Genomic DNA, 23718 nt, shown 5'->3' with positions numbered 1-23718 from the left:
GCGGAGCTGGCGGCTCTGAACCTGGCCGCACCACTGAGTGATGGGCTGCAGATTCTGGTGCCCACCGTGGAACAGGCTGCGGCCATGAACATGTATCCGGGCCATGGCGTGCCGGGGCCGGGGGATGCAGCAAACGTGGCCTCGGGCAGTGGACAGGGGAGTGGACAGGCTGGCTCGGTGGGACCGCTCAACCTGAATACGGCTTCCCAGTCCGAACTGGAAACACTGCCCGGAGTCGGCCCGGTTCTGGCGGAGCGGATTGTGGCGTGGCGCCATGAGCACGGCCCCTACCCTTCCGTAGACGCTTTGGATGCTGTGAACGGCATTGGTACGAAGATGCTCGCGGGTCTGCGGGAGCTTGTGGTGGCGCGGTGAGGATCCGTGAACCCCGGTGGTCGCGTTTTACACGTGCGGCTGTTAGCGGGGCTGATGTTCATGAAGAGTCCCCCACGGGGGTGGACCCAGGGGGCAATGCTGGCAACGGAGCAGCCGAAGTCCCCATTCCGCAACATATGGGCAGGCTGCGCCAACAGGTGGGAGTTCTTCGTGGCCGCCTTGCCGCATCTTCGCAAGGACGTCTGGAACGTGCGGAGTACCAGCGGCCTGACGTCAGGCTGCTGCCATCTGTTGTTGCTGCATGGGCCATAGCCGCTGCAGCCATAGCCTGGCCTGCATACACGGTCCAAACCGTATCGGTGGTCTTGGGAGCTGCACTGCTGGGCGCAACCGGCATCGCCTTTACATGGCTGCGTTCACGACGACATTTACGACGACACTCACAATGGCGCCAAGAACAGGGGTGTCTACTACAGGGGCGTCGAGTGCAGGGGCGTCGACACCAGCTGCCAGCCGGCGCGGGTGCCACGGCGCTGCTGGCCTGTATTAGTTTGCTGGGCGTGTTGTTGGCTGTCGGCTTGCACAATGCCAGCACGGGGTCATCACAGTTGGAACTGGCCGTGATCCAAGGGGAGGAAATGGCCCTGACTCTGGAGGTGGCAACATCACCACGGCAGCTGGAGGGAGGAAACGGTCCGCCGCGGGTACTGTTCGACGCGTTCGTCGTTCATGCCACAGTCCGGGGCCGGATGCTGAGTGGGCGGTTGCCAATCAGGGTGATGGCAGGAGAGGCGTGGGCAGGGCTGCAGACAGGGGAAAAGGCATGGACAGCTGGAAAGATCATCATGGCGGAGGCCAGTGACAGGGTAGCGGGCATTCTCCACCCGGGCACGGATCCGGTTGCGCCCTCGGCTTTCCACTACAACGCAGTGACACCCAACTCACAGCCACCCAACTCACAGTCGTCCGTCGCACCGACATCCAGGGTGGCAAAAGACAAGGGAGGGGAGAATGGCACTCGAGCCGTGGTGACGTCCATGCGCAAGGCGTGGCAGGCCAGCGTCGAGGCGGTCTGGGCCAGCAGGTCCCCGGACACGGCAGGCCTGCTCCCCGGAATGGTCATGGGAGAACGAAGTGGCATGGGCAGCGGGCTCAACGATGCCATGAAAACAGTGGGTTTGACGCACCTGACAGCAGTGTCCGGAGCAAACTGCACACTGGTTCTGGCCTCCTTGATGCTAATCCTGCGGTCACTGCACGCGCCGCGGCTGGTGGCATTTGCCGTTTCAGGATCCGGACTGGTGGGTTTCGTGGTGCTAGTAGGGCCAGACCCCAGCGTGCTGCGGGCCGCGGTCATGGGCGCTATCGGTGCCATGGCGATGTTGGGCGGCCGGCCCAAACACACTGGAGCGCTTCTGTCGGTGTCCGTCATTGTGCTGCTGCTCGCCGATCCATGGCTTGCCGTGGACTATGCGTTTATTCTTTCGGTTCTGGCGACCGTGGGCCTGCACCTGGTGGGCCGGCGCTGCGCGCAGTGGTTGTCGGTGTTGTTGCCGTTATGGCTGGCTCAGGCGGTGGCCATTCCTTTGTCCGCCCAATTGTTTTGCGCACCCGTGATTGTGCTGCTGCAGGCAAGGCTTACTCCGTATGCCATTGCGGCCAATATGGCGGCCGCCCCTGTAGTGGCGCTCGTGACGACGGTTGGCACGTTGGGTTTGGTGGCAGCTTCCGTGCTGCCGCCGCTGGCTGCGTTGTGCGCAGCTGTCAGCGGGGCCGGGGCGTGGTGGGTGGCCGTGGTGGCGCGGTGGATGTCCGCCCTTCCGGCCTCAAGCCTGCCGTGGCCCGCCGGTGTCCAGGGCGTGGTACTCATGGCGTGCCTGAACGTCGCGGTGCTGGGCACCCTTTTTGTTGTCGTCGAGCGGGAGCGGACGGCCAAAGCGGCAGCAGCCGTGCTGGAGTGGATCCCGGCGTGGTGGCGCGTCCGGTTCGGGTTTGCTGCGATGGCAGTTGTTGGGGCCGCAGTTGCCGGGTGGTGGACCAAGGCATTCCTGAGCCTGTGACAGGAACACGGTTTGTGGGAAAGAGCGGTGGGGGTGGCAAAGTAGAGGCTGTGAACAATGAGTGGACAGGAATGGTGAAGTGACACCGGCAGCCAGAACAGCCCCACGGGGCCCGGGAGGTGCTGACTGGCGCGATGTGCCGTTGGCGCCCGTCATCCTGCTCTTCGGTCCGGAGGACTTCATAGCCAGCCGTGCCACCGATGACGTCCGCAGGAAATTACGTGCCCACAACTCTGAGTTGGAAACGACGTCCCTCGACGCCGCCCACTACACGGCCGGCAGGCTGGGCATGGTGGCGAGTCCGTCCTTGTTCAGCGAACCGAAGTTGATAGAAGTGTCAGCTCTGGCAGCCATGAGCGATGACTTCCTGCAGGATGCGCTGGCCTACATCAAGGATCCGGCCCCAGAGGTCACTCTGTTGCTTGTCCATGCAGGCGGCACGCGCGGCAAGAAGCTCCTTGACGCCCTCAAGGCCCTCGGTGCTCCACGCATAGAATGCCAACCTTTCAAAAAAGACAACGAAAAAATGCAGTTTGTCAGCACCGAATTTTCCCTGGCGAGGCGTCGGATCGACGCCGAAGCAGTGCGCGCCCTCGTGGCGGCGGTGGGGGCAAGCCTGTCCGAGCTGGCCGCCGCCTGCTCGCAGCTCATAGCCGACACCTCCGGCATGGTCAGCACCGACATGGTGGATAAATATTATGGCGGCCGGGTGGAGGCCACAGCCTTCCGCGTGGCTGATGCCGCTCTGGCCGGCAACGCTCCCGTTGCACTTTCCACACTCCGGCATGCCTTGGCTACGGGAGTGGATCCGGTTCCGCTGGTTGGTGCGTTGGCGATGAAGGTGCGCCAAGTTGCCAAAGTTCATGGGGTGCGTGGCAGTTCAGCACAACTGGCCCGGGACCTGGGCATGAGCCCGTGGCAGGTGGATTCGGCCAGGCGTGATGCCGCGCATTGGAACCCGGCGGCCCTTGCCACCGCCATCAAGGTCCTCGCCGAAGCGGACGCCCAGGTCAAGGGTGAAGCCAAGGACCCCGTTTATGCGGTGGAACACGCCGTCATGGTGATCGCAACTGAAGCCAAACGCTAGCCACAACCCTGTGTTAACTACGAAGGACCCCCACCAAGCGGTGGGGGTCCTTCGTTGAAGTTGCGAAGCGGGTCAGCTTCCCTTAGAGGGCGTTAACCTTCTTGGAGATGGCCGACTTGCGGTTGGCAGCATTGTTGGCGTGCAAAACGCCCTTGCTGACAGCCTTGTCCAGCTTGCGGCCTGCATTCACCAATGCAACCGTTGCTGCATCCTTGTCAGCCTTGGCCACTGCCGTGTTTACTGCACGGATAGCGGTCTTGACTTCCGACCGTACTGCGAGGTTGCGCTGGCGCGCCTTCTCGTTGGTCAGGATGCGCTTCTTCTGGGACTTGATATTAGCCACGTTGTATAACTCTCTTTTGGTACGTAAATTCGGTCGTAGAGGGCGTAGCTTGACCGTTGACAGCGGCGTGGGGATGCTCGAATTATGGTGAACGTCAGGTCAAGCTGTTGTGACCGCCGACCTGCACGGACACGCACTGTGAAGAGTTTAGCAGATTTGCCTGGACTCCAACGGCGGCCCTACTTCCAGCCGTGCCGTTGTTTCAGCCCCTTGGCCACCATGGCAAATCGCTTGGCGTCCAGGATGGCACCCTCGCGGCGCATGTCTGCTGGGGAGACCTGCACAATCCTGTCCAGTTTCACTTCACTGGGACGTCCCTGCCTGTCCCAGGAACCGGTGCCAATGTCGATGTAGTCGTTGTCACCGCGGTGGTCGTTGCTGTGGTCCTTGCTTGTCAGCATGAGGGCCAGCAGGCGCTTGCCGGAGCGTCCCACCACCAGCACCGGCCTATCCTTGCCCTGGCTGTAGTCCTCTTCATACGGCACCCAAGTCCACACGATTTCCCCCGGGTCGGCAGCGCCATTGGGCTCTGGGGAGTAGTCGACGGTGGAGCTTCCGTGGAAATCCCCTGGGTAGGGGGTGCTGAGCCCGGTAAAGGACCCGTTCGACGTCGGAGCCTTGACCAGGTGCGGTGCCTGCCTTGCGCTGGGCTTGGCACCCTGTCTGGTCCGCGGCGGCGCGCTCTTGGCGGGCCGAAGCAGCGAGCCGGCAAGTGAACGTAGAAGCTTAAAGATGCTCTCTGATGTGGATGGCATGGAATCTACACTAGCGAAAGCACGCCTGGTCCAGGGTGTGTGCTCCGGCAGGCCCTTACCGTCCATGGTTGGAACCGGGGTTGCCGGAGGTGAGGTTCGGCTCGTCGGTTCTGTGCGTGGAGCCTAAACGTGGGACACTTGTTGGCAATGAGTGTCCGGCGCCAGGCGCGCGGGCACGACCCCTGCACGGTTCGGTGAATCCACCGCTATCCCTGCGTCCACGCAACAGTAAGGAACCCTAGTGTCACCCATGGCCCGCACTGCCCCGGTGCCCGCCGCTACCGATCCGGCGATCATCAGGAACTTCTGCATCATCGCGCACATCGACCACGGTAAATCGACCCTGGCCGATCGGATGCTCCAGCTCACCGGAGTGGTTCAGCAGCGTGACATGAAGGCACAATATCTTGACCGTATGGACATTGAGCGTGAGCGTGGCATCACCATCAAGTCCCAGGCCGTGCGCATTCCCTGGGAAGTTGATGGTACCGCCTACTGCCTGAACATGATCGATACCCCGGGCCACGTGGACTTCACCTACGAGGTTTCGCGTTCGCTTGCGGCGTGCGAGGGCGCCATCCTGCTCGTCGACGCAGCCCAGGGCATCGAGGCCCAGACGCTGGCGAACCTGTACCTGGCCATGGAAAACAATCTGACCATCATCCCGGTGCTGAACAAGATCGACCTGCCGTCCGCGCAGCCGGAAAAGTACGCAGCCGAGCTGGCCAACCTCATCGGTGGCAAGCCGGAGGACGTCCTGATGGTCTCAGGCAAGACCGGCGTAGGCGTGGAAGCACTGCTGGACCAGATTGTGCGGGAATTGCCGCCACCCGTGGGCGACCCCAATGCTCCTGCACGCGCCATGATCTTCGACTCCGTCTACGACACCTACCGAGGTGTTGTCACGTACGTCCGCGTCATCGACGGCAGCTTGAGTCCGCGCGAGAAGATCCAAATGATGTCCACCCGCGCCACCCACGAACTCCTGGAAATCGGTGTCAGCTCCCCTGAGCCCACACCCTCCAAGGGATTGGGTGTTGGCGAGGTCGGCTACCTGATCACCGGTGTGAAGGATGTCCGCCAGTCCAAGGTGGGTGACACCGTCACCACGTTCCACAAGCCTGCCACCGAGTCACTGGGCGGCTACCAGGACGCCAAGCCCATGGTGTTCTCCGGCCTGTACCCGCTCGACGGCGCCGACTACCCGGTGTTGCGCGACGCCCTGGAAAAGCTCATGCTCAACGACGCCGCACTGGTCTACGAGCCCGAGTCGTCCGCCGCACTGGGCTTCGGCTTCCGCGTCGGCTTCCTCGGCCTGTTGCACCTGGAAATCACCCGTGAACGCCTTGAACGCGAGCACAACCTTGACTTGATCTCCACCGCCCCGAACGTGGAGTACGAGGTCACGCTCGAGGACAAGAAGGTCATCCACGTCACGAACCCCAGCGAATACCCGAGCGGGAAAATTGCCGAGGTCCGCGAGCCCATGGTCTCCGCCACCATCTTGGCGCCGTCGGAATTCGTCGGCGCCATCATGGAACTGTGCCAGTCCCGCCGCGGCATTCTTGGCGGCATGGACTACCTTTCCGAGGACCGCGTGGAGATCCGCTACCGCCTGCCCCTGGCCGAGATCGTCTTTGACTTCTTCGACATCCTCAAGTCCAAGACGCGCGGCTACGGTTCGCTGGACTGGAAGGCCGACGGCGACCAGGTTGCCGACCTTGTCAAGGTGGACATCCTGCTCCAGGGCGAGCAGGTCGATGCCTTCAGCGCCATCACGCACCGTGACAAGGCGTACGCCTATGGCGTCATGATGACCGGCAAGCTGCGCAATCTCATCCCGCGCCAGCAGTTCGAGGTGCCCATCCAGGCAGCCATCGGCGCACGCATCATCGCCCGCGAGAGCATCAGGGCCATCCGCAAGGATGTGCTTGCCAAGTGCTATGGCGGCGATATTTCGCGTAAGCGCAAGTTGCTGGAAAAGCAGAAGGAAGGCAAGAAGCGCATGAAGATGGTGGGCCGCGTGGAGGTTCCCCAGGAAGCATTCATCGCAGCCTTGACCACCGACGAATCCTCCAAGGACAAGTCGAAGAAGTGACACCCAGCGTTCTGCCCCTGGGCGATCCGGCCCCGGCCGACGGCATCCTGCCCGCGCAGGCTGCCGTCGGTGCGGCGAGCCGAAAATTCAGCTTGTACGCCCACATCCCGTTTTGTGCGGTGCGGTGCGGCTACTGCGACTTCAACACGTACACGGCCACCGAGCTTGGTGGTGGCGCCTCCCAGGATGCCTACGCGTCAACCGCGGTGCGCGAGGTGGAATTTGCAGCCCGCGCCATGGCGGCTTCCGGGCTGCCGGAGCGCAAGCTCAGTACCGTCTTCTTTGGTGGCGGAACGCCCACGCTACTGCCTGCCGGTGACCTCACCCGTATCCTGGGTGCCGCCGTCGGGCAATGGGGCATCGAAGCAGGGGCCGAGGTTACCACCGAAGCCAACCCCGACTCCGTCACACTTGAGTCGCTGCAGGAACTCCACGACGGCGGGTTCACCCGCGTGTCCTTCGGGATGCAATCGGCCGTACCGCACGTTTTGAAGGTGCTGGACCGAACCCACAAGCCTGAGCGCGTCCCGCAGGCTGTGGCCTGGGCGCGCGAGGTGGGCCTGAACGTGAGCGTCGACTTGATCTACGGAACACCGGGGGAGTCACTGGCCGATTGGGAAACGTCGGTGCGCACGGCGCTAAGCTATGAACCCGACCACATTTCCGCCTACTCGCTCATCGTGGAAGAAGGAACCAAGCTCGCTGCCCAAATTCGTCGGGGTCAGGTTCCCAACATCGACGACGACGACCACGCCGTCAAGTATGAACTTGCCGACGCACTGTTCCAGGCAGCCGGCCTGTCCTGGTACGAGGTCAGCAATTGGTCCCGAACCCCGGCGGATGCCTGCCAGCACAACCGTGCCTATTGGCGCGGTGACGACTGGTGGGGGATCGGCCCCGGTGCGCACTCCCACATGGGTGGGGTGCGTTGGTGGAACGTCAAGCACCCCACGGCATATGCGAACAGGCTGGACAAAGGTGAATCCCCTGCCGCGGGCCGTGAAACGCTGGACGCGGACACCCGCGAACTTGAACGCATCATGCTGGTGTCACGGCTGTCTGAGGGTCTGTCCATTGCCTCCCTTGGCCCTGCCGGACGTCACGCAGTGGCGGGGCTGATCGCCGAAGGGCTGATCGACCCCTTGAAGGCATTCGCCGGGAAACTTGTGCTCACTCTGAAAGGCCGTCTGCTCGGCGACGCTGTGACTAGGGCACTCCTGCCCTAGGTGAGGCTCTTGTAAGTGATGTGTATGGCAGGTGATGCGGGTGTGGGCCTCATTCACCCGCATCAGCTGTCATATGGATGGTGGGGGCCGGCTTCTGCAGGCTAATCCACCGCAGCAGAAGCTATTTAATCACGCGCAGGTTCAGCACGTAGCGGTAAGGCTGGCCCTTATTGACCTGGATGGCGGCAATGACGGAGAAAATCGTGAGAAACGTCCACACGAGCAAAGCCAACATGGAAAACACCGTTCCGATGTCCGGGTTGATGAAGACAAACACGAATGCAACGAGGTTCAATGCCACGGCAACAATGGTCGGGGGCAGCGTGAAGTTGAGTGCTTCCAATGACTCCTGTGCGGTGAAGCGGCCACGGGGTCCCAAGAACTTGTAGACCAAAAATGCGGGAACGCAGCCAAGGATTCCACCGCAGTGGGAAATGAACGCCCACTGTTTGTCTTCTGACGGGGTGAGCGGCGGCAGCGGAGCACCATTCATTTGGTTTACCGGATGACTCACAATGAGGGGCCTTTCAACAAAGCAACAAGAGGGGGAGTGGGGTGGACAAGCCGACCCTCCTCTAGGATACGGGTGCTGTGAGGAAATCTATGACTTCTTCGACGCGCCCCAGTAATGAAGGTTCAAGGTCGGCGTAGGAATTGACTCGGGACAGCAATCTCTGCCAGCCCAGTCCGATGTCTTCGGCCGTGGTGTGCGGCCATCCGAAGGCTTGCAGGATGCCCTGCTTCCACTCCATGGAGCGCGGAATGGAAGGCCATGCAGCTATGCCCAGAGTGGAAGGTTTGATGGCCTGCCACACGTCGACGTAGGGGTGGCCCACCACCAGAACGTTGTTGCTGATGCCAGGGGTTTTCATGAGATTTGCCACAATGCGTGTTTCCTTGGAGCCGGGTACCAAGTGGTCCACGAGGATGCCGAGTCGCCGGTTGGGGCCGGGGGAAAAGGCGGCCACGGCGGCGGTCAGGTCGTCAATGCCGCGCAGTGGTTCAACCACAATCCCTTCGACCCGCAGATCGTCGCCCCACACCTTCTCGACGAGTTCGGCGTCGTGCTTTCCCTCGACCCAAATACGGCTGGCCTTGGCAACCTTGGCCCTGGAGTCGGCCACCTTGACTGAGCCGGAAGCTGTCCGCGCCGCCTTGCGCACGGCAGTGGTTGCGGGTGCGACGAGTTCCACAGGCTCTCCGTCAAGCAGAAAACCGGGCCCCAGCGGGAAGGCACGGACCTTTTCACGTCGGTCGGCAAGCTCGACAATGTGCATCCCGCCGGATTTTTCAAGACGGACGACGGCGCCCACCCACCCGGTTGCAACGTCCTCCACGACCACACCGGAGCGGGCTTCGATCTTGCGGATGATCCGTTCCGGCGGCGCGCTGAGATCCTGGGGGCCCCACTGGTTGAAGTGCACGTGTAAACCTGACTTTTGCTGCTGGCGGCAACGCTCAAAGCGAACGCTGCAGGGTAAAAAACCATGTTAGCCCGTGGTGCGGTGTGTCGGACGGCATTGCAGGGTCGAGCCGTCATGGGAGCGTTGCTGAAAAAGTATTAGACTTAGCACTTGGTTGGGTAGAGTGCTAACGGTGGAATCGTTGTGGGCCCACACAATATCAGTGGTGAGATGAGTGGCAATGACAGGAGGTGGCGGGCATGAGCGAACCGAGGAAGTTGGAAGTCCTTCGGGCAATCGTTGAAGACTATGTCCACACCCGCGAACCGGTCGGTTCGAAGGCATTGGTCGACCGTCATCATCTGGGTGTTTCCAGCGCCACTATCCGCAACGACATGGCGGCGCTGGAGGAAGAGGGGCTCATCATGGCCCCGCACACCAGCTCCGGACGAATCCCCACCGACAAGGGCTACCGGCTTTTTGTTGATCAGCTCTCTTCGGTGAAACCGCTTTCGGCCGCAGAGCGGCGCGCCATCTCCGCCCTGCTTGAGGGTTCTTCCGATTTGGATGACGTTCTTGAGCGCACGGTGCGGGCACTGGCGCACCTGACCAATCAGGTCGCCGTCGTGCAGTACCCGCGTTCCGCTGCTGCGACGGTGCGCCATATTGAGTTTGTTTCCTTGGCTGCACGCCAAGTCCTTGTGGTGCTGATCCTGGCATCGGGCAAGGTGGAGCAAAACGTGATCGATATTGGTGCGGCCATTGATGATGTCACGTTGGCAGGCTTGCGGCAGGTGTTTTTGGCGGCCCTGAACGGTCTGGCCGTGGCCACGTTGGCCGAAGCAGCCGCCAAGGTTCCACCCACCGTTTCGCCGGCCTATCAGGGACCGGCGTCCCGGCTCGCCCAAGGGTTGGCATTGCTGGCCACCAATGCCCGCGAAGACCGGATCGTCATGGCTGGCACGGCCAATTTGGCCCGGTCCAACAATGATTTTCCATTGAGCATCGGCCCCGTCCTTGACGCCCTTGAGGAACAGGTGGTGCTGTTGCGCCTCCTGGAAGCCATGGCGCAGGACTCCTTGGGGATGGCAGTGGTGATAGGGCGCGAAAATCCCCATGACTCCCTAGCCGAGGCCTCTGTTGTGGCCGCCGGCTATGGCCCCGGCGAGAGCGCCAAGCTGGGTGTCGTGGGTCCCACCCGTATGGACTACCCCAACACCATGTCAAGCGTGCGTGCAGTAGCGCAGTACCTTTCCAGAATTCTGGCCGGCTAGCCGGCCACCGTTTCCACGTAAAGAGAGCAACATTTTGAGCAACCATTACGACGCATTGGGCGTCTCCCGCGACGCCACAGCCGAGGAAATCAAGAAGGCTTACCGCAAACTTGCGCGTAAGCTGCACCCGGACGTCAATGAGGCGCCGGACGCCCAAGACCGTTTCAAGGCTGTCACGCACGCCTACGAAGTCCTTTCAGACCCGCAAAAACGCCGCATCTACGACACCACCGGTAATGAGAATGGCAACGACAACGGTGCCGGAAACTTTGACGGGCAGGGCTTCGCGTTCCAGGACATCTTCGAGACGTTCTTCGGCGGAGGCGGCGGTGGTGGCGGACGTGGCCCGGCGTCGCGCACACGTCGCGGCCAGGACGCACTCATCACGGTCCGCATCGATTTGTCCGAAGCCGTGTTCGGCGTTAATAAGAAGCTCGAAATCGACACGGCCATCACCTGCCCCACGTGTGATGGCAGTTGCTGCCGTCCGGGTACCTCGCCCACTACTTGCGATGTTTGCCATGGCAGCGGTCAAATCCAACGCCCCATGCGTTCCATCCTGGGCAACGTCATGACCTTGGCCACCTGCAACTCGTGCCAGGGGTTCGGCACCATGATTGTGGACCCTTGCAATGAGTGCATGGGCGAAGGCCGCATTCGCAACCGGCGTACGCTCACCATCAAGGTCCCTGCGGGCGTCAGCACTGGCACCCGCATCCAACTGGGTGGACAGGGTGAGGCCGGCCCCGCCGGTGGCCCCGCCGGTGATCTGTATGTGGAAATGAAGGTCAACAACGACCCCTCGTTCCTGCGCGAAGGCGACGACCTGCACGCAACACTCAGCGTGCCCATGACAGCGGCGGCACTGGGCACCGAACTTACCTTTGAGACATTCGACGGCGAGCAGCCCATCAGCATCAAACCAGGAACGCAGGCTGGGGAAATCATCAACTTGCGCAACCTGGGAGTCACGCACCTGCGCGGCTACGGACGTGGAGACCTCAAGGTGCACGTCCATGTGGAAACACCGACCAAGCCAGACGCCGCCCAAGAGGAACTGCTCAAGCAACTGGCTGCGCTGCGCGGGGAGGCGTTCACGGAGGGCAAGCTGGTCAGCAGCGGCGGCATGTTCGCCAGGCTGCGTGACAAGCTCGGCAACCTCTAGGCGAGCATGAGCAACCCCGTTTTCTACGCAACCCCTCAGCAGCTGGCTGGGCTTGGCCCTGGCTCGCTGTTTACCCTTGACGGCGCCGAGGGGCGCCATGCCACCACGGTGAAGCGGTTGGAGCCGGGAGAACCGGTGGACATGTGCGACGGCGCAGGCGTGCGTCTTGTATGCACCGTCACCAGTGCTGGCAAGGGTGTGTTGACGGTGCGTGTGGAGAGTGTGCACCAGGAACCGTCGCCCGCCATCTCCTTCACGTTGGTTCAGGCGCTGGCCAAAGGGGACAGGGATGAGCTGGCCATCGAGACAGCCACCGAACTCGGCATTGACACGGTAGTCCCATGGCAAGCTGAGCGCTCCATTGTGAGATGGAAGATGGACAAGGCACTCAAGGGTCCGGAGAAGTGGCGTCAAGTGGTGGGCGCCGCTGCGAAACAAGCACGGCGCTCCACCATCCCGCAGGTGAGTTCTTTGGCTGGCACCGCACAGGTGTGCGAGCTTATTGCAGGCGCCGGTCTGGCCTTGATTTTGCACGAAGACGCCACCGATAGCGTGGCGGAGGTTGCTCGCAGCTGGTTCGCGGCCCAGCAGGGTGCGCACGAAGGGGAAGCTGCGCAAGCTGGAAAGACGGCCGGCCCGCCAGCAGGAAGCATCGTCATGATTGTGGGGCCGGAAGGCGGCATGAGTACTGCTGAAGTGGCGGCATTTGTTGCAGCAGGTGCACGCACGGCGCTGTTGGGCCACCATGTGCTGCGCTCGTCAACTGCCGGGCCGGCCGCCGTGGTAGTTCTCAGCCAAGAGCTGGGGCGTTGGTAGTGCACACCGAGGTGACCTGAAGTACACACTGGTGCGCCGGCGGGCGTGTCACCACCGAATGTTGCTTCGCTATTTTTCGCTGGCTAACTATTTGCCGGGTTACTTCTTACTGCGTTCGCTGATGGTCACGATCTTTGTGTCAAGACCGATCTTCTTATCCGGTATGGATGCATCGGTGATGTAGACGGACAGCTGGTACGTGCCGGGCGGTGTAACCAGACTGAAGGTGAACTCGCCCAATTCATTGGGTCCCTGCGGGATGGTGACGGTGCCGTTGGAGAATTGCTTCTTGGCCGTCCCATCGACCATCGTTTCCAGCGACCACGCCAGCTCTCCGGTGGGGGAGACGCCCTGCCCCACAACCTTCAATGGCACCTCGTTGTATGTGGAATTGTTGGCCGGGTCAATGATCCACACAGGTGCCACAAACGCGGCATCGCGTGTTATCGGCTTGTCAAGCAGAACATGGCCAAACGCGTTGTAGCCGGTGTGTCCGTCCACAAGGATAGAGACCTGAATGGTGGTGCGGGTGTCGACCAGGCCGGCCATGGCTGCAGCTGCGGTTGCCGTGTACACCAGCTGATCTATGGAACGGCTGGCAATGCCCTGATCAACTTTCTGCCCAAACGCGTCCGCAGACACATCAACTGTGATGACGTTTTTGGCAGATACTGAGGCGCCCAGCCGTGAGGGACTGTTCCACAGGGTGAAATAGTCGGGGTCTTTTGGTTTTGTGTCCATCATGGTGCGCAGTGCGGTCGCAATGGGATCGTCCATGGACTGGGTGGGGAAGAACTCGCGGTATAAGTACACATCGCCACTGCTGCGTCCAAGCCAGTACACAGGGAGCGTCTGCGATGCTCTGGCCGTCTCCAAAGGAGCGCTGGTCACAAGGCCGAGGCTGGTAGTGGCACTGATAGTAGGCATGGTGGTGTCGCCACCGTTAACTCCTTGTGCCGTGCAGCCAACAAGAGTCAGTGAAACTGAAAGGCCAACGATGGCTATTTTGTCTACCATGCGCAAGATTCTGCGCTCGCGAAGTGCCTTGGGGGCCACATCAGCAAAGGCGCGGAAGCGTCCTGTGGGTGCGGGGTTAAAGGCAGGCATGGAGGGAGACGTACTCGCTAATCTGGCTAGTGTTCAGTGCGCAGGAAAATCCTGCTGCAACTATTTGCAAGGATTGCCCAAAGCTTCCCCCATAAGACTTTGAACACACTCAGCTTGGCACAACACCATATGAAGATGCCCGTAAAAGTGGCCTCTGGGGGAGAACTGAAACCGTATCGAAACACTAATTCCGCAGTGTGGGCAAAGATGCGCCCATAGCGAAACCTGGATTTGAGTGCAGTAACGGAGCGGTGGACTAGAATCAATATCAAGCAGTAAATTCACAAGCCCGGTGGTTGGCACCGGCTATATGAGGAGCGATTTCAGGCCGGCACGGCCGAACTTATGACCGAGACAACAGCGCACCGCCATGATTCATATCCGGACCAGGGGCCGGGGCAGCAATTCCCGCACTCCATGGATGGCACGCGCACAGAAGTTGTGCATTTTCTCTCCTCGGATCAAATGGTCGCTACCTTGGGCGCAGAAGACGAGGGACTTCGCATAGTTGAGGGCATGTACCCGGGCGTGGAATTTCTAGCCCGTGGCAATGTTCTTTCAATTTCCGGCCCGGCCGCTGTAGTACCACGCATCATGCACCTCATGGAGGAAGCCCGTGGCATGGTGGCCCGCAACAGCACCATGAATGCCAGCGTGTGGGAACAGCTCGTTTCCATGCTCAAAACTCGTCCGGACTCCTCCGTTGTGGAAATCCTCAGTTACGACATTCTTTCCAGCAGGGGCAGGACCATTCGCCCTAAAACAGCGAACCAAAAGGACTACGTCGACTCCATTGACCGCAACACGGTGGTGTTCGGCATTGGCCCGGCTGGAACAGGGAAGACCTACTTGGCCATGGCCAAGGCGGTCCAGGCTTTGCAGCATAAGGAAGTCAGCAGAATTATCCTCACTCGTCCTGCCGTGGAGGCAGGGGAACGGTTGGGATTCCTACCAGGGACCCTGAGCGACAAGATCGATCCGTACCTCCGCCCGCTCTATGATGCACTGCACGAGATGCTTGACCCCGAAACCATTCCGCGGCTCATGGCAGCCGGCACGATCGAGGTGGCGCCGTTGGCTTACATGCGCGGCCGGACGCTCAATGACGCCTTCATCATCCTTGATGAAGCGCAGAACACCACACCGGAACAGATGAAGATGTTCCTGACCCGCCTGGGCTTTGGTTCCAAGATCGTCGTTACCGGTGACGTCACCCAGATCGACCTGCCTACCGGCACTAAATCCGGGCTGCGGGTGGTCAGGGAAATTCTGCAGGACGTAGATGATATCCACTTTGCTATTTTGGACGCCACGGACGTGGTCCGCCACCGCCTTGTGGGGGCCATCGTCAGCGCCTACAACGACTGGGACGACGCCCATCCCGGCCCCACCACACCCAAGGAAAGCACCTCCCGATGAGTATTGAAATCAACAACGAATCCGGCGTGGAGGTGCGCCAGGAAGAGCTTGTCAGGCTCATCAAGCACATCTTGGCTGCCATGTTCATCCACCCGCAGACCGAAGTCTCCGTCATTTTGTCCGATGTGGAGACCATGGAAAAGCTACACATCGAATGGATGGACGAGCCCGGTCCCACCGACGTGCTCTCCTTCCCCATGGATGAACTGCGTCCGGGCACGGCGGGCATGCCCACCGCCGCCGGCCTGTTGGGGGACATTGTCCTGTGCCCCGTCGTCGCGCAGGAACAAGCCGCAGCTGCGGGGCACTCCATGGAAGAGGAACTGCTGCTGCTCACCACCCACGGCATGCTGCATCTGATGGGTTATGACCATGGGGAGCCTGAAGAAAAGGAAGAGATGTTCGGCATTCAGCGCGAACTGCTCTCCAGTTTCCTGGGCAAGGACGCCCCTCGGGAGACAATGAAGTGACGCTTGTTGCACTGCCGATCGTGGGGATCATCTTCACGATCGTGGCAGCCTTCATGGCCGCCCTCGAATCCGCGCTGAGTTTCTTTCCCCGCCATGATGCGGAATCCGTCGCCAACCACGGCCGTGGCGGGTCCCTTGAGAAAGTCCTTGCCGAACCACAGACCCACCTGAATGCCTTGCGTTTTTGGCGTGTCTGGTCGGAAATGGCCGCCGCCGTAGCCGTCGCCATTTTCCTCGTGGGCCTCATCGGCAACGAGTGGATTGCCGGCCTCATCGGCACGGTCGTCATGGCGCTGCTCGGTTTCATGCTGGTGGGGGTCTCCCCGCGGCGCTTGGGTCGCCTCCACTCAGGAACGCTGGTGGGCCGCTCCGCCTGGCTCATACAACTTTTGTGCCGCATCCTCGGACCCATCCCGGATTGGCTTATCCTGATCGGTTCAGCGGTGGCCAAGGACGCCCCGGCCGGGGATGAGACGTTCGTCAGTGAGGAGGAGTTCCGCGAATTTGTTGATCGCGCCAGCGAATCGGACATGATCGAGGACAACGAGGCTGAACTCATCCACAGCGTCTTTGACTTGGGCGAAACCATGGTGCGCGCCGTGATGGTGCCGCGCACGGACATCGTCAGCATTGACCAGATCCTCACCCTTGACGAAGCCCTGGAGGTGTTCCTGGGCTCAGGGTATTCACGGATCCCCGTTATTGCGGGCAGCACCGACCACATCCTTGGCATCCTCTACCTCAAGGACGTTGTGGCCACTTTGCACAGATTGTCCGACGGCGAAGACCAGCCCCTCGCTGCTCAACTGGCCCGTAACGTTCGGTATGTGCCCGAATCCAAGCCCGTTGATGACCTGTTGAACGAACTGCAGCGCGAATCCACGCATATGGCCATTGTTGTCGACGAGTACGGCGGCACGGCCGGGCTGGTCACCCTCGAAGACCTGATCGAGGAAATCGTGGGCGAAATTGCCGACGAATATGATCTTGTCGCCCCCGATGTACAGGACCTCGGCGACGGCCGCTACAGGATCCGCTCCCGCATGGCAGTGGATGAGCTGGGCGAACTATTCGACAAGGACCTGGATGATGACGAGGTGGACACCGTGGGCGGCTTCATGGCCAAACACCTGGGAAAGATCCCTTCGCTGGGCAACACCGTGGAGGTCAACGGCATCCTGCTGCTTGTCGAGCGCATGGAAGCCTCCCGCAACCGAGTCAGCCATGTCATTGCCAGCGCCGTCGAACCGGCAGACAATGACAACACGGAGTTGCGCACCCTGGATGCAGGGATCACTAAAATTACCGGCATGAAGCACGACGGCGGCACGCCGGGCGCTGCCAACCCCACACAACAGCACCACAGGAGCGATCATGAATAAGTCAAAAGGCAAGTCAGGCCTGATTGAAGCCAAGGGTGAGGGGTTCCGTGCAGGCTTTGCAGTTCTTGCCGGACGGCCCAACGCCGGCAAGTCAACTCTGACCAATGCGCTGGTGGGCCAGAAGGTCGCCATCACCTCGGCCAAGCCGCAAACCACCCGCCACACTATTCGTGGAATCGTCCACAGGGAGACGTTTCAGCTTGTCCTGGTCGACACACCGGGGCTGCACAGGCCACGCACCTTGTTGGGCAAACGCCTGAACGACCTCGTCGCAGACACCCTCTCCGAAGTGGACGTCATTGGGTTCTGCCTGCCAGCCAATGAAAAGATCGGCCCCGGAGACCGCTACATTGCCACCCAGCTGGGACAGGTGGGCAACAAGCCGGTCGTGGCCATCGTCACCAAGACCGATACGGTCGACCGCCAGGCAGTGACGGACCAGCTGATCGCAGTCGAGGCGCTGGGACGGGAAGTCATCGGCGAAAGGGGATTTGCCGCCGTCGTGCCTGTCTCTGCCGTGGAGGACTTTCAGGTGGAAACCCTGGCGAAGGTCTTTGCCGACTACCTGCCCCTCTCTCCAGCCCTTTATCCGGACGGGGAACTGACCGATGAGCCGGAAGCGGTCATGGTTGCCGAACTTATTCGCGAGGCAGCGCTGGAAGGTGTCCGCGATGAGCTGCCACACTCCCTGGCTGTTGTAGTGGAGGAAATTGTGCCTAGGGAAGGCCGCGCCGAGGACAACCCGCTCCTTGATGTGCGGGTGAACCTGTACGTCGAGCGGTCCTCACAAAAAGCCATCATCATTGGCAAGGGTGGGGCACGGCTGCGCGAAGTTGGAACCAACGCCCGCAAGGGGATCGAAGCGCTTTTGGGCACAAAGATCTATTTGGACCTGCATGTGAAGGTTGCCAAGGACTGGCAGCGGGATCCCAAACAGCTCGTCAAACTGGGCTTCTAGGAAAGTGGCGGCCCTTCAGGGCCGCCACTGACAGCTCAGGCCAGTGGACTTTGGGTGTGATTGCGGGAGTTCCCAGTGTTCGCCGCTACACTTTTGAGAGTCAATATTCACTTCGAAAGGTTAGTCTATGGGGCGCCGCCGTGCCGACCCTGGGAAAGTCAGCTCTCCATTCAACCAGGAGAACTCGTCCCAAAGGCACGATGAACCAGCCGGACGGCATTTCAAATCGTCCCGCCACACGCCCCTTTGGCTGCGCATCACGGCACTTTCGGTTGCCGTTCTCTTAGTGTTGAGCCTGGGCACTGCCGGTGTGCTGTTCTACAAGCTGCAAAGCAATGTCACCACCTCCCCGCTGAATGCTGGAGTGGGAAACGGGTCCTCGGACAAGCCGCAGGTTGAGGACACCGGCTCGCTGCAGATCCTGATTTTGGGGACCGACACCCGGGACGGTAAAAACAGTGAATACGGCACCGCCGACGATTCGACGGGGCCCGGACATTCCGACGTCATGCTGTTGATGGACATTTCCGCCGACAACAGCCGCGTCTCGGTGACGAGCTTTCCGCGGGACTTGATGGTGCCCATCCCTGACTGCAAGTCTTCCGTGACGGGCCAGGTAGTTCCGGGTTTCGCCAGCGGCGAGCTCAACGCGGCCCTTGAGGCGGGGCCGGGCTGCACCGTGGCCGCCATCAACGACATAACGGGCCTGAAGATCGACCATTTCATGCTCGCGGACTTCACTGCAGTGAAGCAGCTCTCCAATGCCTTGGGCGGGGTTGAGGTCTGCGTCGATCATGCCATGGACGACTTTGACGGCTCACATTTAGTGCTGCCTGCCGGGAAGAGTCTGGTCCAGGGCGAGCAGGCCTTGGCATTCCTGCGTACCCGGCACTCCTTTGGAGACGCCAGCGACCTTGAACGCATCAAGGCCCAGCAGTACTTCCTGGGCTCCATGGTCCGCAAGGTCAAAAGCGAGGGCACGCTGACCAATTTGCCCAAGCTCTACAACTTGGCTGAGGTTGTCACGAAAAACCTCACCATCGATGACGGACTGGCAAATATTCCGGCGATGATCGGCATTGCCAAGCGGCTGGCCAAAATTGATCTGGCCCAGATTTCCTTTGTCACCGTCCCGTATGAGCCCTATGCGGCGGACCCGAACAAGGTGCAGTTGCTGGAACCACAAGCTGGCCAGTTCTTTGACGCCCTGCGCCACGACAAATCCTTGACGGGGCCACCCACGCCGAAAGCCGGCGTCACAAGCACCCCCACTGCAAGTGAACCCGGCGGCAGTGCGGTCACCACCCCGGCCACTGCTGTTCCGTGGGCTCCTGCACCGCCAGTCTCCGTCTACGACAAGGCGTTGCAACCCATCAGCGTCGCCAACGCCTCGGCCGTGGTGGGGCGCAGCGTCCAGTTGCTGCAAACCCTCGCAGGAGCAGGCTTCACCAATGCGTGGCAAGCCGGGGATATTGTGGCAGCACCCACAACTCAGCTTCTCTACGGGCCCAACATGGCTGACGTTGCGGCAGATGTTGCGGCTTTGTTCAAGCTCCCCGCAACTGCGGTGGTGTCGGACCCCACCGTCAATGGGCTGAGCCTGGTGGTGGGTACCGACTGGACCTCTGGGGCAGAGTTCGGCAAGATCGTGGTGCCCAAGGACATCGTGGCGAGCACAGCGGACAACGGCGGGGAATGCCTGACCGTCAACCCGCTCTACTACACGTACTAGAGGCAAGAAGTCGGGGCTACACGAATCACCGGAAAGGGCGCCGCCGCAGTGATTTCTCGCTGCGGCGGCGCCCTTTCCTGTTTTGTGGTGTGGCGTCGGTTGGTGCCGGTGTTACCAGATGCTCACGCGATCTCCCGGCTCACGCCACATGGCGTCCGTTGATGTCGTGCCAAAAGCGTCGTGGAAGGCGTCAAGATTGCTGGCCACGGCATTGCAGCGCAGCTCCGAAGGAGAGTGCGGGTCAACTGCGAGACGCCGCAGAGCCTCCTCGGGGCGGATCTTTGTGCGCCAGCATTCAGCCCACGAGAAGAAGAACCTTTGTGCACCGCTGAGTCCGTCAAGCTCCGGCGACTGTGCACCATTGAGGCTGAGTTGGTACGCCTTGAATCCAATGGCCAGCCCGCCCAGGTCACCAATGTTCTCACCCAGTGTCAGCTCACCATTGACAAACTCACCGGGCGCAGCCGTGGGGGAGAGTGCACTGTACTGCTCCACCAACTTGGCTGTGAGCTTGTCAAAGGCTTCCCGGTCAGCATCACTCCACCAGTTGCGCAATGCCCCGCTGCCGTCGAACTGTGAACCTTGATCGTCAAAGCCATGCCCAATCTCATGCCCGATGACAGCACCGATACCCCCATAGTTGGCGGCGTCATCCGCATCCGCGTCAAAGAACGGTGGTTGCAGGATCGCAGCCGGGAACACAACCTCGTTCATGGTGGGGTTGTAGTAGGCATTGACCGTCTGCGGGGTCATGAGCCATTCTTCGCGGTCTATGGGTGCCCCGATCTTCGCCAACTGCCGGGCAAGCTCAAAAGCGTTGCTGCGTTCAATGTTGCCCAAAAGCTCGCCGGCAACAATCTCAAGGTTTGAGTAGTCACGCCATTTGGTCGGGTAGCCAATTTTAGGGGTGAAGGCCGCAAGTTTTTCCAGCGCCTTCTCCTTGGTGCCCAGACTCATCCAGCCAAGCCCGGCAATGCTGCTGCGGTAAGCCTCAATGAGGTTGGCAACCAGCTCCTCCATGTGCGCCTTGTGGGACTCGGGGAAGTGCTTGGCAACATAAAGCTGCCCAACCGCCTCGCCAAGCACGCCCTCGACCAAGGCGACGCCGCGCTTCCAACGGTCCCGGATCGCCGGAGTGCCGCTGAGCGTGGTGCCGTAGAACGCAAAGTTCGCTTCGACAAAGGCCTTTGACAGGTACGGGGCCAAGCTCGAAATGGTGCGCAGGGAAAGCCAGGCCTGCCAGTCCGCGCAGCGGTCCTGAATCAGGAGTGCCTGCTGACCCGTGAAGAACTCCGGCGTTGCAACCACCATTTCAGCATGCTGTGCTGCTGTGACGCCCAGCGCGTCCAACCAGATCCCCACTTCGGGCAGCAACTCCAGCGTTTGCTGGGCGGTCATCAAGTTGTACGTTTTCTGTGGGTCCCGCAACGACACCTTGTCCAAATGCGTGGCAGCGATCTGTGTTTCCAGCGTCATGATGTGTTCAGCCTTGGCTGCCGCGTCAGTAACTCCTGCGAGTTCAAGCATGCCCTGGACATGCACCACGTAAGCGTCGCGGATGGAAGCGAACTTTTCCTCACGGTAGTAGGACTCGTCGGGCAATCCCAGGCCCGCCTGGAAAAGGTGCAGCAGCGAGCGGTCCGGATTGCCGGCGTCGTTGCTGACATAGGCGCCAAACAAGGTGCTGCCGCCTTGGCGATCCAACTCGCCCATGAGCTGTACCAGCGCTGGAATTGAATCCGCGGCCGCAATGGCGGCAAGCTTTTGCGCCAGCGGCGTGGCGCCGGCGGCTTCAATGGCGGCTTCATCCATGAAGTCGGCGTAAAGTGCACCGATTTTTGCCGACAGCTGCGGGCTGTCAGCCCCGGCATTCTTCGACTCCGTTCCGGCGTGTTCAATGATGTCCCGCACAGCTGATTCGGAGTTGTCACGTAAAACGGTGAAGGATCCGCTCAACGCCCGGTCCGCCGGAATCACCTCCGCCGCCAGCCAGCCGCCATTGACATGCTCGAACAAGTCATCCTGTGGCCTGGTGTTCGGGTCGATGTGATTGAGATTGATGCCGGAATGCGTCAAGTGAATCGCTTCCCCTTCATTGGGTCAGTTTCAGTGGGTCAGTGGTTCCCTCACCTCGCCAAGTGCGGCAAGGTGAGTTGGTTCACCATCATCCTACGTGCCGTGCTAATGTAAAAAACGTGCGCACTGGAATGCTTCTTCTTAGCTGCCGCGGCGAGGCCTAGAACCGCTTGAACTGATCACGCGGACCATGGCCACCCTCGCTGCGGTGTTTGTGTTGCCCGGCCGGCCTCTCTTCTCGTTGAATAACATTAAGGTCATCTGCAATGCGAAATGCACAAAAACCCTCAGGCATGCCCGTCCACCGCTACGTGCCGTTCCAGGATCAAATCTCCGTCAGCCTGCCTGACCGTACCTGGCCCGACAAGATCGTTACAAAGGCTCCGCGCTGGTGCGCCGTAGACCTGCGAGACGGCAACCAGGCCTTGATCGACCCGATGAGCCCGGGCCGCAAGATGAAGATGTTCCAGCTGCTGGTGAAGATGGGTTACAAGGAAATTGAGGTTGGCTTCCCGTCAGCTTCACAAACCGACTTTGACTTCGTCCGCCAGCTTGTTGAGGGTGGCCACATTCCCGACGATGTCACCATTCAGGTCCTGACCCAGGCCCGCGAGCACCTGATTGAGCGGACCTACGAGTCCTTGGTCGGTGCCAAGCAGGCCATCGTGCACTTGTACAACTCCACGTCCGTGCTGCAGCGCCGGGTCGTGTTCAACCAGGACGAAGACGGAATCCTTGATATTGCCCTGCAGGGTGCCCGGCTGTGCAAGAAGTTTGAGGAAACTCTGGCGGACACGCTGATCACGTACGAATACTCACCGGAGTCCTTCACCGGCACCGAGCCCGAGTACGCCCTGCGCGTGTGCAACGCCATTGCGGATATTTTTGAAGCCTCCGCCGACAATCAGGTCATCATCAACCTGCCGGCCACGGTGGAAATGGCCACCCCGAACGTCTACGCCGACTCCATTGAGTGGATGAGCCGCAACCTGCATCCGCGCGAGGGCATCATTTTGTCCCTGCACCCGCACAACGACCGCGGCACCGGCGTTGCTGCGGCAGAGCTGGGCTATCTGGCTGGCGCAGACCGCATTGAGGGCTGCTTGTTCGGCAACGGTGAACGTACAGGCAATGTGGACCTGGTCACGCTGGGGCTGAACATGTTCACCCAGGGCATCGACCCCATGATCGACTTCTCCGACATTGATGAAGTCCGCCGCACCGTTGAGTACTGTAATCAGCTGCCCGTGGCCGAGCGTTCACCGTATGGTGGCGACCTTGTCTTCACCGCCTTCTCCGGCTCCCACCAGGACGCCATCAAGAAGGGGCTGGAGGCCATGGAGGTTGACGCGGCTGCAGCTGGCGTCGCCGTGGAACAACACACTTGGAACGTCCCGTACCTGCCGGTGGACCCGAAGGATCTAGGCCGCAGCTACGAGGCAGTCATCCGGGTCAACTCGCAGTCCGGCAAGGGAGGTGTGGCCTACCTGCTCAAGAACGAGCACAGCCTTGACCTGCCACGCCGGGCACAAATCGAATTCTCCGGAGTCATCCAAAAACGGACGGACACCGTGGGCGGGGAAGTCAGCGCAGCCGAGCTGTGGACCATCTTCAAGGACGAATACCTGCCGGCTGAAAGCGCTGAAGGCCAATGGGGGAGGTACCGTATTGGATCCTTCACGACCTCCACTGACGACGAAGGCGAGATGACTCTGATCGCCAAGGTCGTCATTGACGGGGAAGCGCACACCCGCACCGGAACCGGCAATGGCCCCATTGCGGCACTGCTGGCCATCTTGGCTGAAGACGGCATGGATGTGCGTGTCCTTGACTATTCCGAGCACGCACTCTCCGAAGGCGGCGACGCACGTGCCGCAGCATTCGTCGAATGCACCGTGGGCGAGCGTGTTCTGTGGGGTGTGGGCATTGATTCCAACACCTCCACTTCTTCGCTGAAGGCCGTCATCTCCGCTGTGAACCGCGCCATCCGGGACGTACGCGCAGCATAGCG

20 protein-coding genes are annotated in these 23718 nt (G+C 60.9%); 14 read left to right on the top strand and 6 right to left on the bottom strand.

Features of this window, described 5'->3' with window-relative positions; genetic code table 11:
- The 3 genes from Q4P21_RS05155 to holA all read left to right on the top strand — a co-directional run.
- On the top strand, nucleotides 1–375 hold a 375-nt coding region (locus tag Q4P21_RS05155; protein ID WP_303387741.1), incomplete at its 5' end, for a ComEA family DNA-binding protein.
- Between the two features lie 446 nt (nucleotides 376–821).
- Nucleotides 822–2396, top strand: a complete 1575-nt coding sequence (locus tag Q4P21_RS05150) for a ComEC/Rec2 family competence protein (protein ID WP_303387740.1) — start codon at nucleotides 822–824, stop codon at nucleotides 2394–2396.
- A 79-nt stretch (nucleotides 2397–2475) separates the two neighbouring features.
- Nucleotides 2476–3483: a DNA polymerase III subunit delta gene (gene holA / locus Q4P21_RS05145; RefSeq protein WP_303387739.1), complete on the top strand. Its 1008-nt coding sequence runs from the start codon at nucleotides 2476–2478 to the stop codon at nucleotides 3481–3483.
- An 82-nt stretch (nucleotides 3484–3565) separates the two neighbouring features.
- Here holA and rpsT read toward each other — a convergent pair whose 3' ends face one another.
- Entirely contained in the window at nucleotides 3566–3826 is a 261-nt protein-coding gene (gene rpsT / locus Q4P21_RS05140) for a 30S ribosomal protein S20 (protein WP_303387738.1), read from the bottom strand.
- A 179-nt stretch (nucleotides 3827–4005) separates the two neighbouring features.
- On the bottom strand, nucleotides 4006–4581 hold the full coding sequence (locus tag Q4P21_RS05135) for a type II toxin-antitoxin system PemK/MazF family toxin (RefSeq protein WP_303387737.1): 576 nt from the start codon (nucleotides 4579–4581) through the stop codon (nucleotides 4006–4008).
- A 241-nt stretch (nucleotides 4582–4822) separates the two neighbouring features.
- Between Q4P21_RS05135 and lepA the strand changes: the two genes are divergently transcribed.
- Entirely contained in the window at nucleotides 4823–6679 is a 1857-nt protein-coding gene (gene lepA, locus Q4P21_RS05130; protein WP_303387736.1) for a translation elongation factor 4, read from the top strand.
- Complete coding sequence (hemW, locus tag Q4P21_RS05125; protein WP_303387735.1) at nucleotides 6676–7905, top strand: radical SAM family heme chaperone HemW; 1230 nt, start codon at nucleotides 6676–6678, stop codon at nucleotides 7903–7905. Before lepA ends, hemW begins: the two co-directional genes overlap by 4 nt.
- 121 nt (nucleotides 7906–8026) lie before the next feature.
- Here hemW and Q4P21_RS05120 read toward each other — a convergent pair whose 3' ends face one another.
- Together Q4P21_RS05120 and Q4P21_RS05115 are read right to left on the bottom strand one after the other, a co-directional pair.
- The gene (locus tag Q4P21_RS05120) at nucleotides 8027–8419 is read right to left on the bottom strand and encodes a DUF4870 domain-containing protein (protein WP_303387734.1); all 393 of its coding nucleotides are present in this window, start codon (nucleotides 8417–8419) and stop codon (nucleotides 8027–8029) included.
- Between the two features lie 61 nt (nucleotides 8420–8480).
- On the bottom strand, nucleotides 8481–9329 hold the full coding sequence (locus tag Q4P21_RS05115) for a DUF3097 domain-containing protein (protein ID WP_303387733.1): 849 nt from the start codon (nucleotides 9327–9329) through the stop codon (nucleotides 8481–8483).
- 239 nt (nucleotides 9330–9568) lie between these two features.
- On the opposite strand from Q4P21_RS05115, the gene hrcA reads away from it, so the two are divergent.
- The 3 genes from hrcA to Q4P21_RS05100 are packed head-to-tail and all read left to right on the top strand — an operon-like array spanning nucleotide 9569 to nucleotide 12563.
- The gene (hrcA, locus tag Q4P21_RS05110) at nucleotides 9569–10582 is read left to right on the top strand and encodes a heat-inducible transcriptional repressor HrcA (RefSeq protein WP_303387732.1); all 1014 of its coding nucleotides are present in this window, start codon (nucleotides 9569–9571) and stop codon (nucleotides 10580–10582) included.
- 34 nt (nucleotides 10583–10616) lie between these two features.
- Nucleotides 10617–11747: a molecular chaperone DnaJ gene (gene dnaJ, locus Q4P21_RS05105; protein WP_303387731.1), complete on the top strand. Its 1131-nt coding sequence runs from the start codon at nucleotides 10617–10619 to the stop codon at nucleotides 11745–11747.
- 6 nt (nucleotides 11748–11753) lie between these two features.
- Entirely contained in the window at nucleotides 11754–12563 is an 810-nt protein-coding gene (locus tag Q4P21_RS05100) for a 16S rRNA (uracil(1498)-N(3))-methyltransferase (protein WP_303387730.1), read from the top strand.
- A 99-nt stretch (nucleotides 12564–12662) separates the two neighbouring features.
- Here the strand turns inward: Q4P21_RS05100 and Q4P21_RS05095 are convergent, their stop codons facing one another.
- Complete coding sequence (locus Q4P21_RS05095; protein WP_303387729.1) at nucleotides 12663–13670, bottom strand: GerMN domain-containing protein; 1008 nt, start codon at nucleotides 13668–13670, stop codon at nucleotides 12663–12665.
- 345 nt (nucleotides 13671–14015) lie between these two features.
- On the opposite strand from Q4P21_RS05095, the gene Q4P21_RS05090 reads away from it, so the two are divergent.
- The 5 genes from Q4P21_RS05090 (at nucleotide 14016) to Q4P21_RS05070 (ending at nucleotide 19631) form a co-directional block, all read left to right on the top strand.
- Nucleotides 14016–15089 carry a PhoH family protein gene (locus tag Q4P21_RS05090; protein ID WP_303387728.1) on the top strand — a complete coding sequence of 358 codons (1074 nt, stop codon included), beginning with the start codon at nucleotides 14016–14018 and terminating at the stop codon, nucleotides 15087–15089.
- Complete coding sequence (ybeY, locus tag Q4P21_RS05085) at nucleotides 15086–15559, top strand: rRNA maturation RNase YbeY (protein ID WP_303387727.1); 474 nt, start codon at nucleotides 15086–15088, stop codon at nucleotides 15557–15559. Before Q4P21_RS05090 ends, ybeY begins: the two co-directional genes overlap by 4 nt.
- Complete coding sequence (locus Q4P21_RS05080) at nucleotides 15556–16941, top strand: hemolysin family protein (protein WP_303387726.1); 1386 nt, start codon at nucleotides 15556–15558, stop codon at nucleotides 16939–16941. The genes ybeY and Q4P21_RS05080 overlap by 4 nt, the downstream gene beginning before the upstream one ends.
- Nucleotides 16934–17899: a GTPase Era gene (era, locus tag Q4P21_RS05075; protein WP_303387725.1), complete on the top strand. Its 966-nt coding sequence runs from the start codon at nucleotides 16934–16936 to the stop codon at nucleotides 17897–17899. Before Q4P21_RS05080 ends, era begins: the two co-directional genes overlap by 8 nt.
- A 286-nt stretch (nucleotides 17900–18185) precedes the next feature.
- Entirely contained in the window at nucleotides 18186–19631 is a 1446-nt protein-coding gene (locus Q4P21_RS05070) for an LCP family protein (RefSeq protein ID WP_303387724.1), read from the top strand.
- Between the two features lie 111 nt (nucleotides 19632–19742).
- Here the strand turns inward: Q4P21_RS05070 and Q4P21_RS05065 are convergent, their stop codons facing one another.
- The gene (locus Q4P21_RS05065; RefSeq protein WP_303387723.1) at nucleotides 19743–21707 is read right to left on the bottom strand and encodes a M13 family metallopeptidase; all 1965 of its coding nucleotides are present in this window, start codon (nucleotides 21705–21707) and stop codon (nucleotides 19743–19745) included.
- Nucleotides 21708–21973: 266 nt separating this feature from the next.
- On the opposite strand from Q4P21_RS05065, the gene leuA reads away from it, so the two are divergent.
- Nucleotides 21974–23716 carry a 2-isopropylmalate synthase gene (gene leuA / locus Q4P21_RS05060; RefSeq protein ID WP_303387722.1) on the top strand — a complete coding sequence of 581 codons (1743 nt, stop codon included), beginning with the start codon at nucleotides 21974–21976 and terminating at the stop codon, nucleotides 23714–23716.
- The last annotated feature ends 2 nt before the right edge of the window (nucleotides 23717–23718 follow it).

The sequence above is a fragment of the Arthrobacter sp. genome (assembly GCF_030540645.1).
GTDB lineage: Bacteria > Actinomycetota > Actinomycetes > Actinomycetales > Micrococcaceae > Specibacter.
Note: the sequence above shows the minus strand (reverse complement) of the source record. Positions and strands in the feature narration are given on the sequence as shown.

Excerpts from the sequence above, each read along its gene's own strand:
- ybeY (WP_303387727.1), top strand. The coding sequence starts at position 15,086 with ATGAGTATTGAAATCAACAACGAATCCGGCGTGGAGGTGCGCCAGGAA.
- era (WP_303387725.1), top strand. The coding sequence starts at position 16,934 with ATGAATAAGTCAAAAGGCAAGTCAGGCCTGATTGAAGCCAAGGGTGAG.
- Q4P21_RS05090 (WP_303387728.1), top strand. The coding sequence starts at position 14,016 with ATGACCGAGACAACAGCGCACCGCCATGATTCATATCCGGACCAGGGG.
- Q4P21_RS05095 (WP_303387729.1), bottom strand. The coding sequence starts at position 13,670 with ATGCCTGCCTTTAACCCCGCACCCACAGGACGCTTCCGCGCCTTTGCT.
- Q4P21_RS05100 (WP_303387730.1), top strand. The coding sequence starts at position 11,754 with ATGAGCAACCCCGTTTTCTACGCAACCCCTCAGCAGCTGGCTGGGCTT.
- Q4P21_RS05135 (WP_303387737.1), bottom strand. The coding sequence starts at position 4,581 with ATGCCATCCACATCAGAGAGCATCTTTAAGCTTCTACGTTCACTTGCC.
- hrcA (WP_303387732.1), top strand. The coding sequence starts at position 9,569 with ATGAGCGAACCGAGGAAGTTGGAAGTCCTTCGGGCAATCGTTGAAGAC.
- leuA (WP_303387722.1), top strand. The coding sequence starts at position 21,974 with ATGCGAAATGCACAAAAACCCTCAGGCATGCCCGTCCACCGCTACGTG.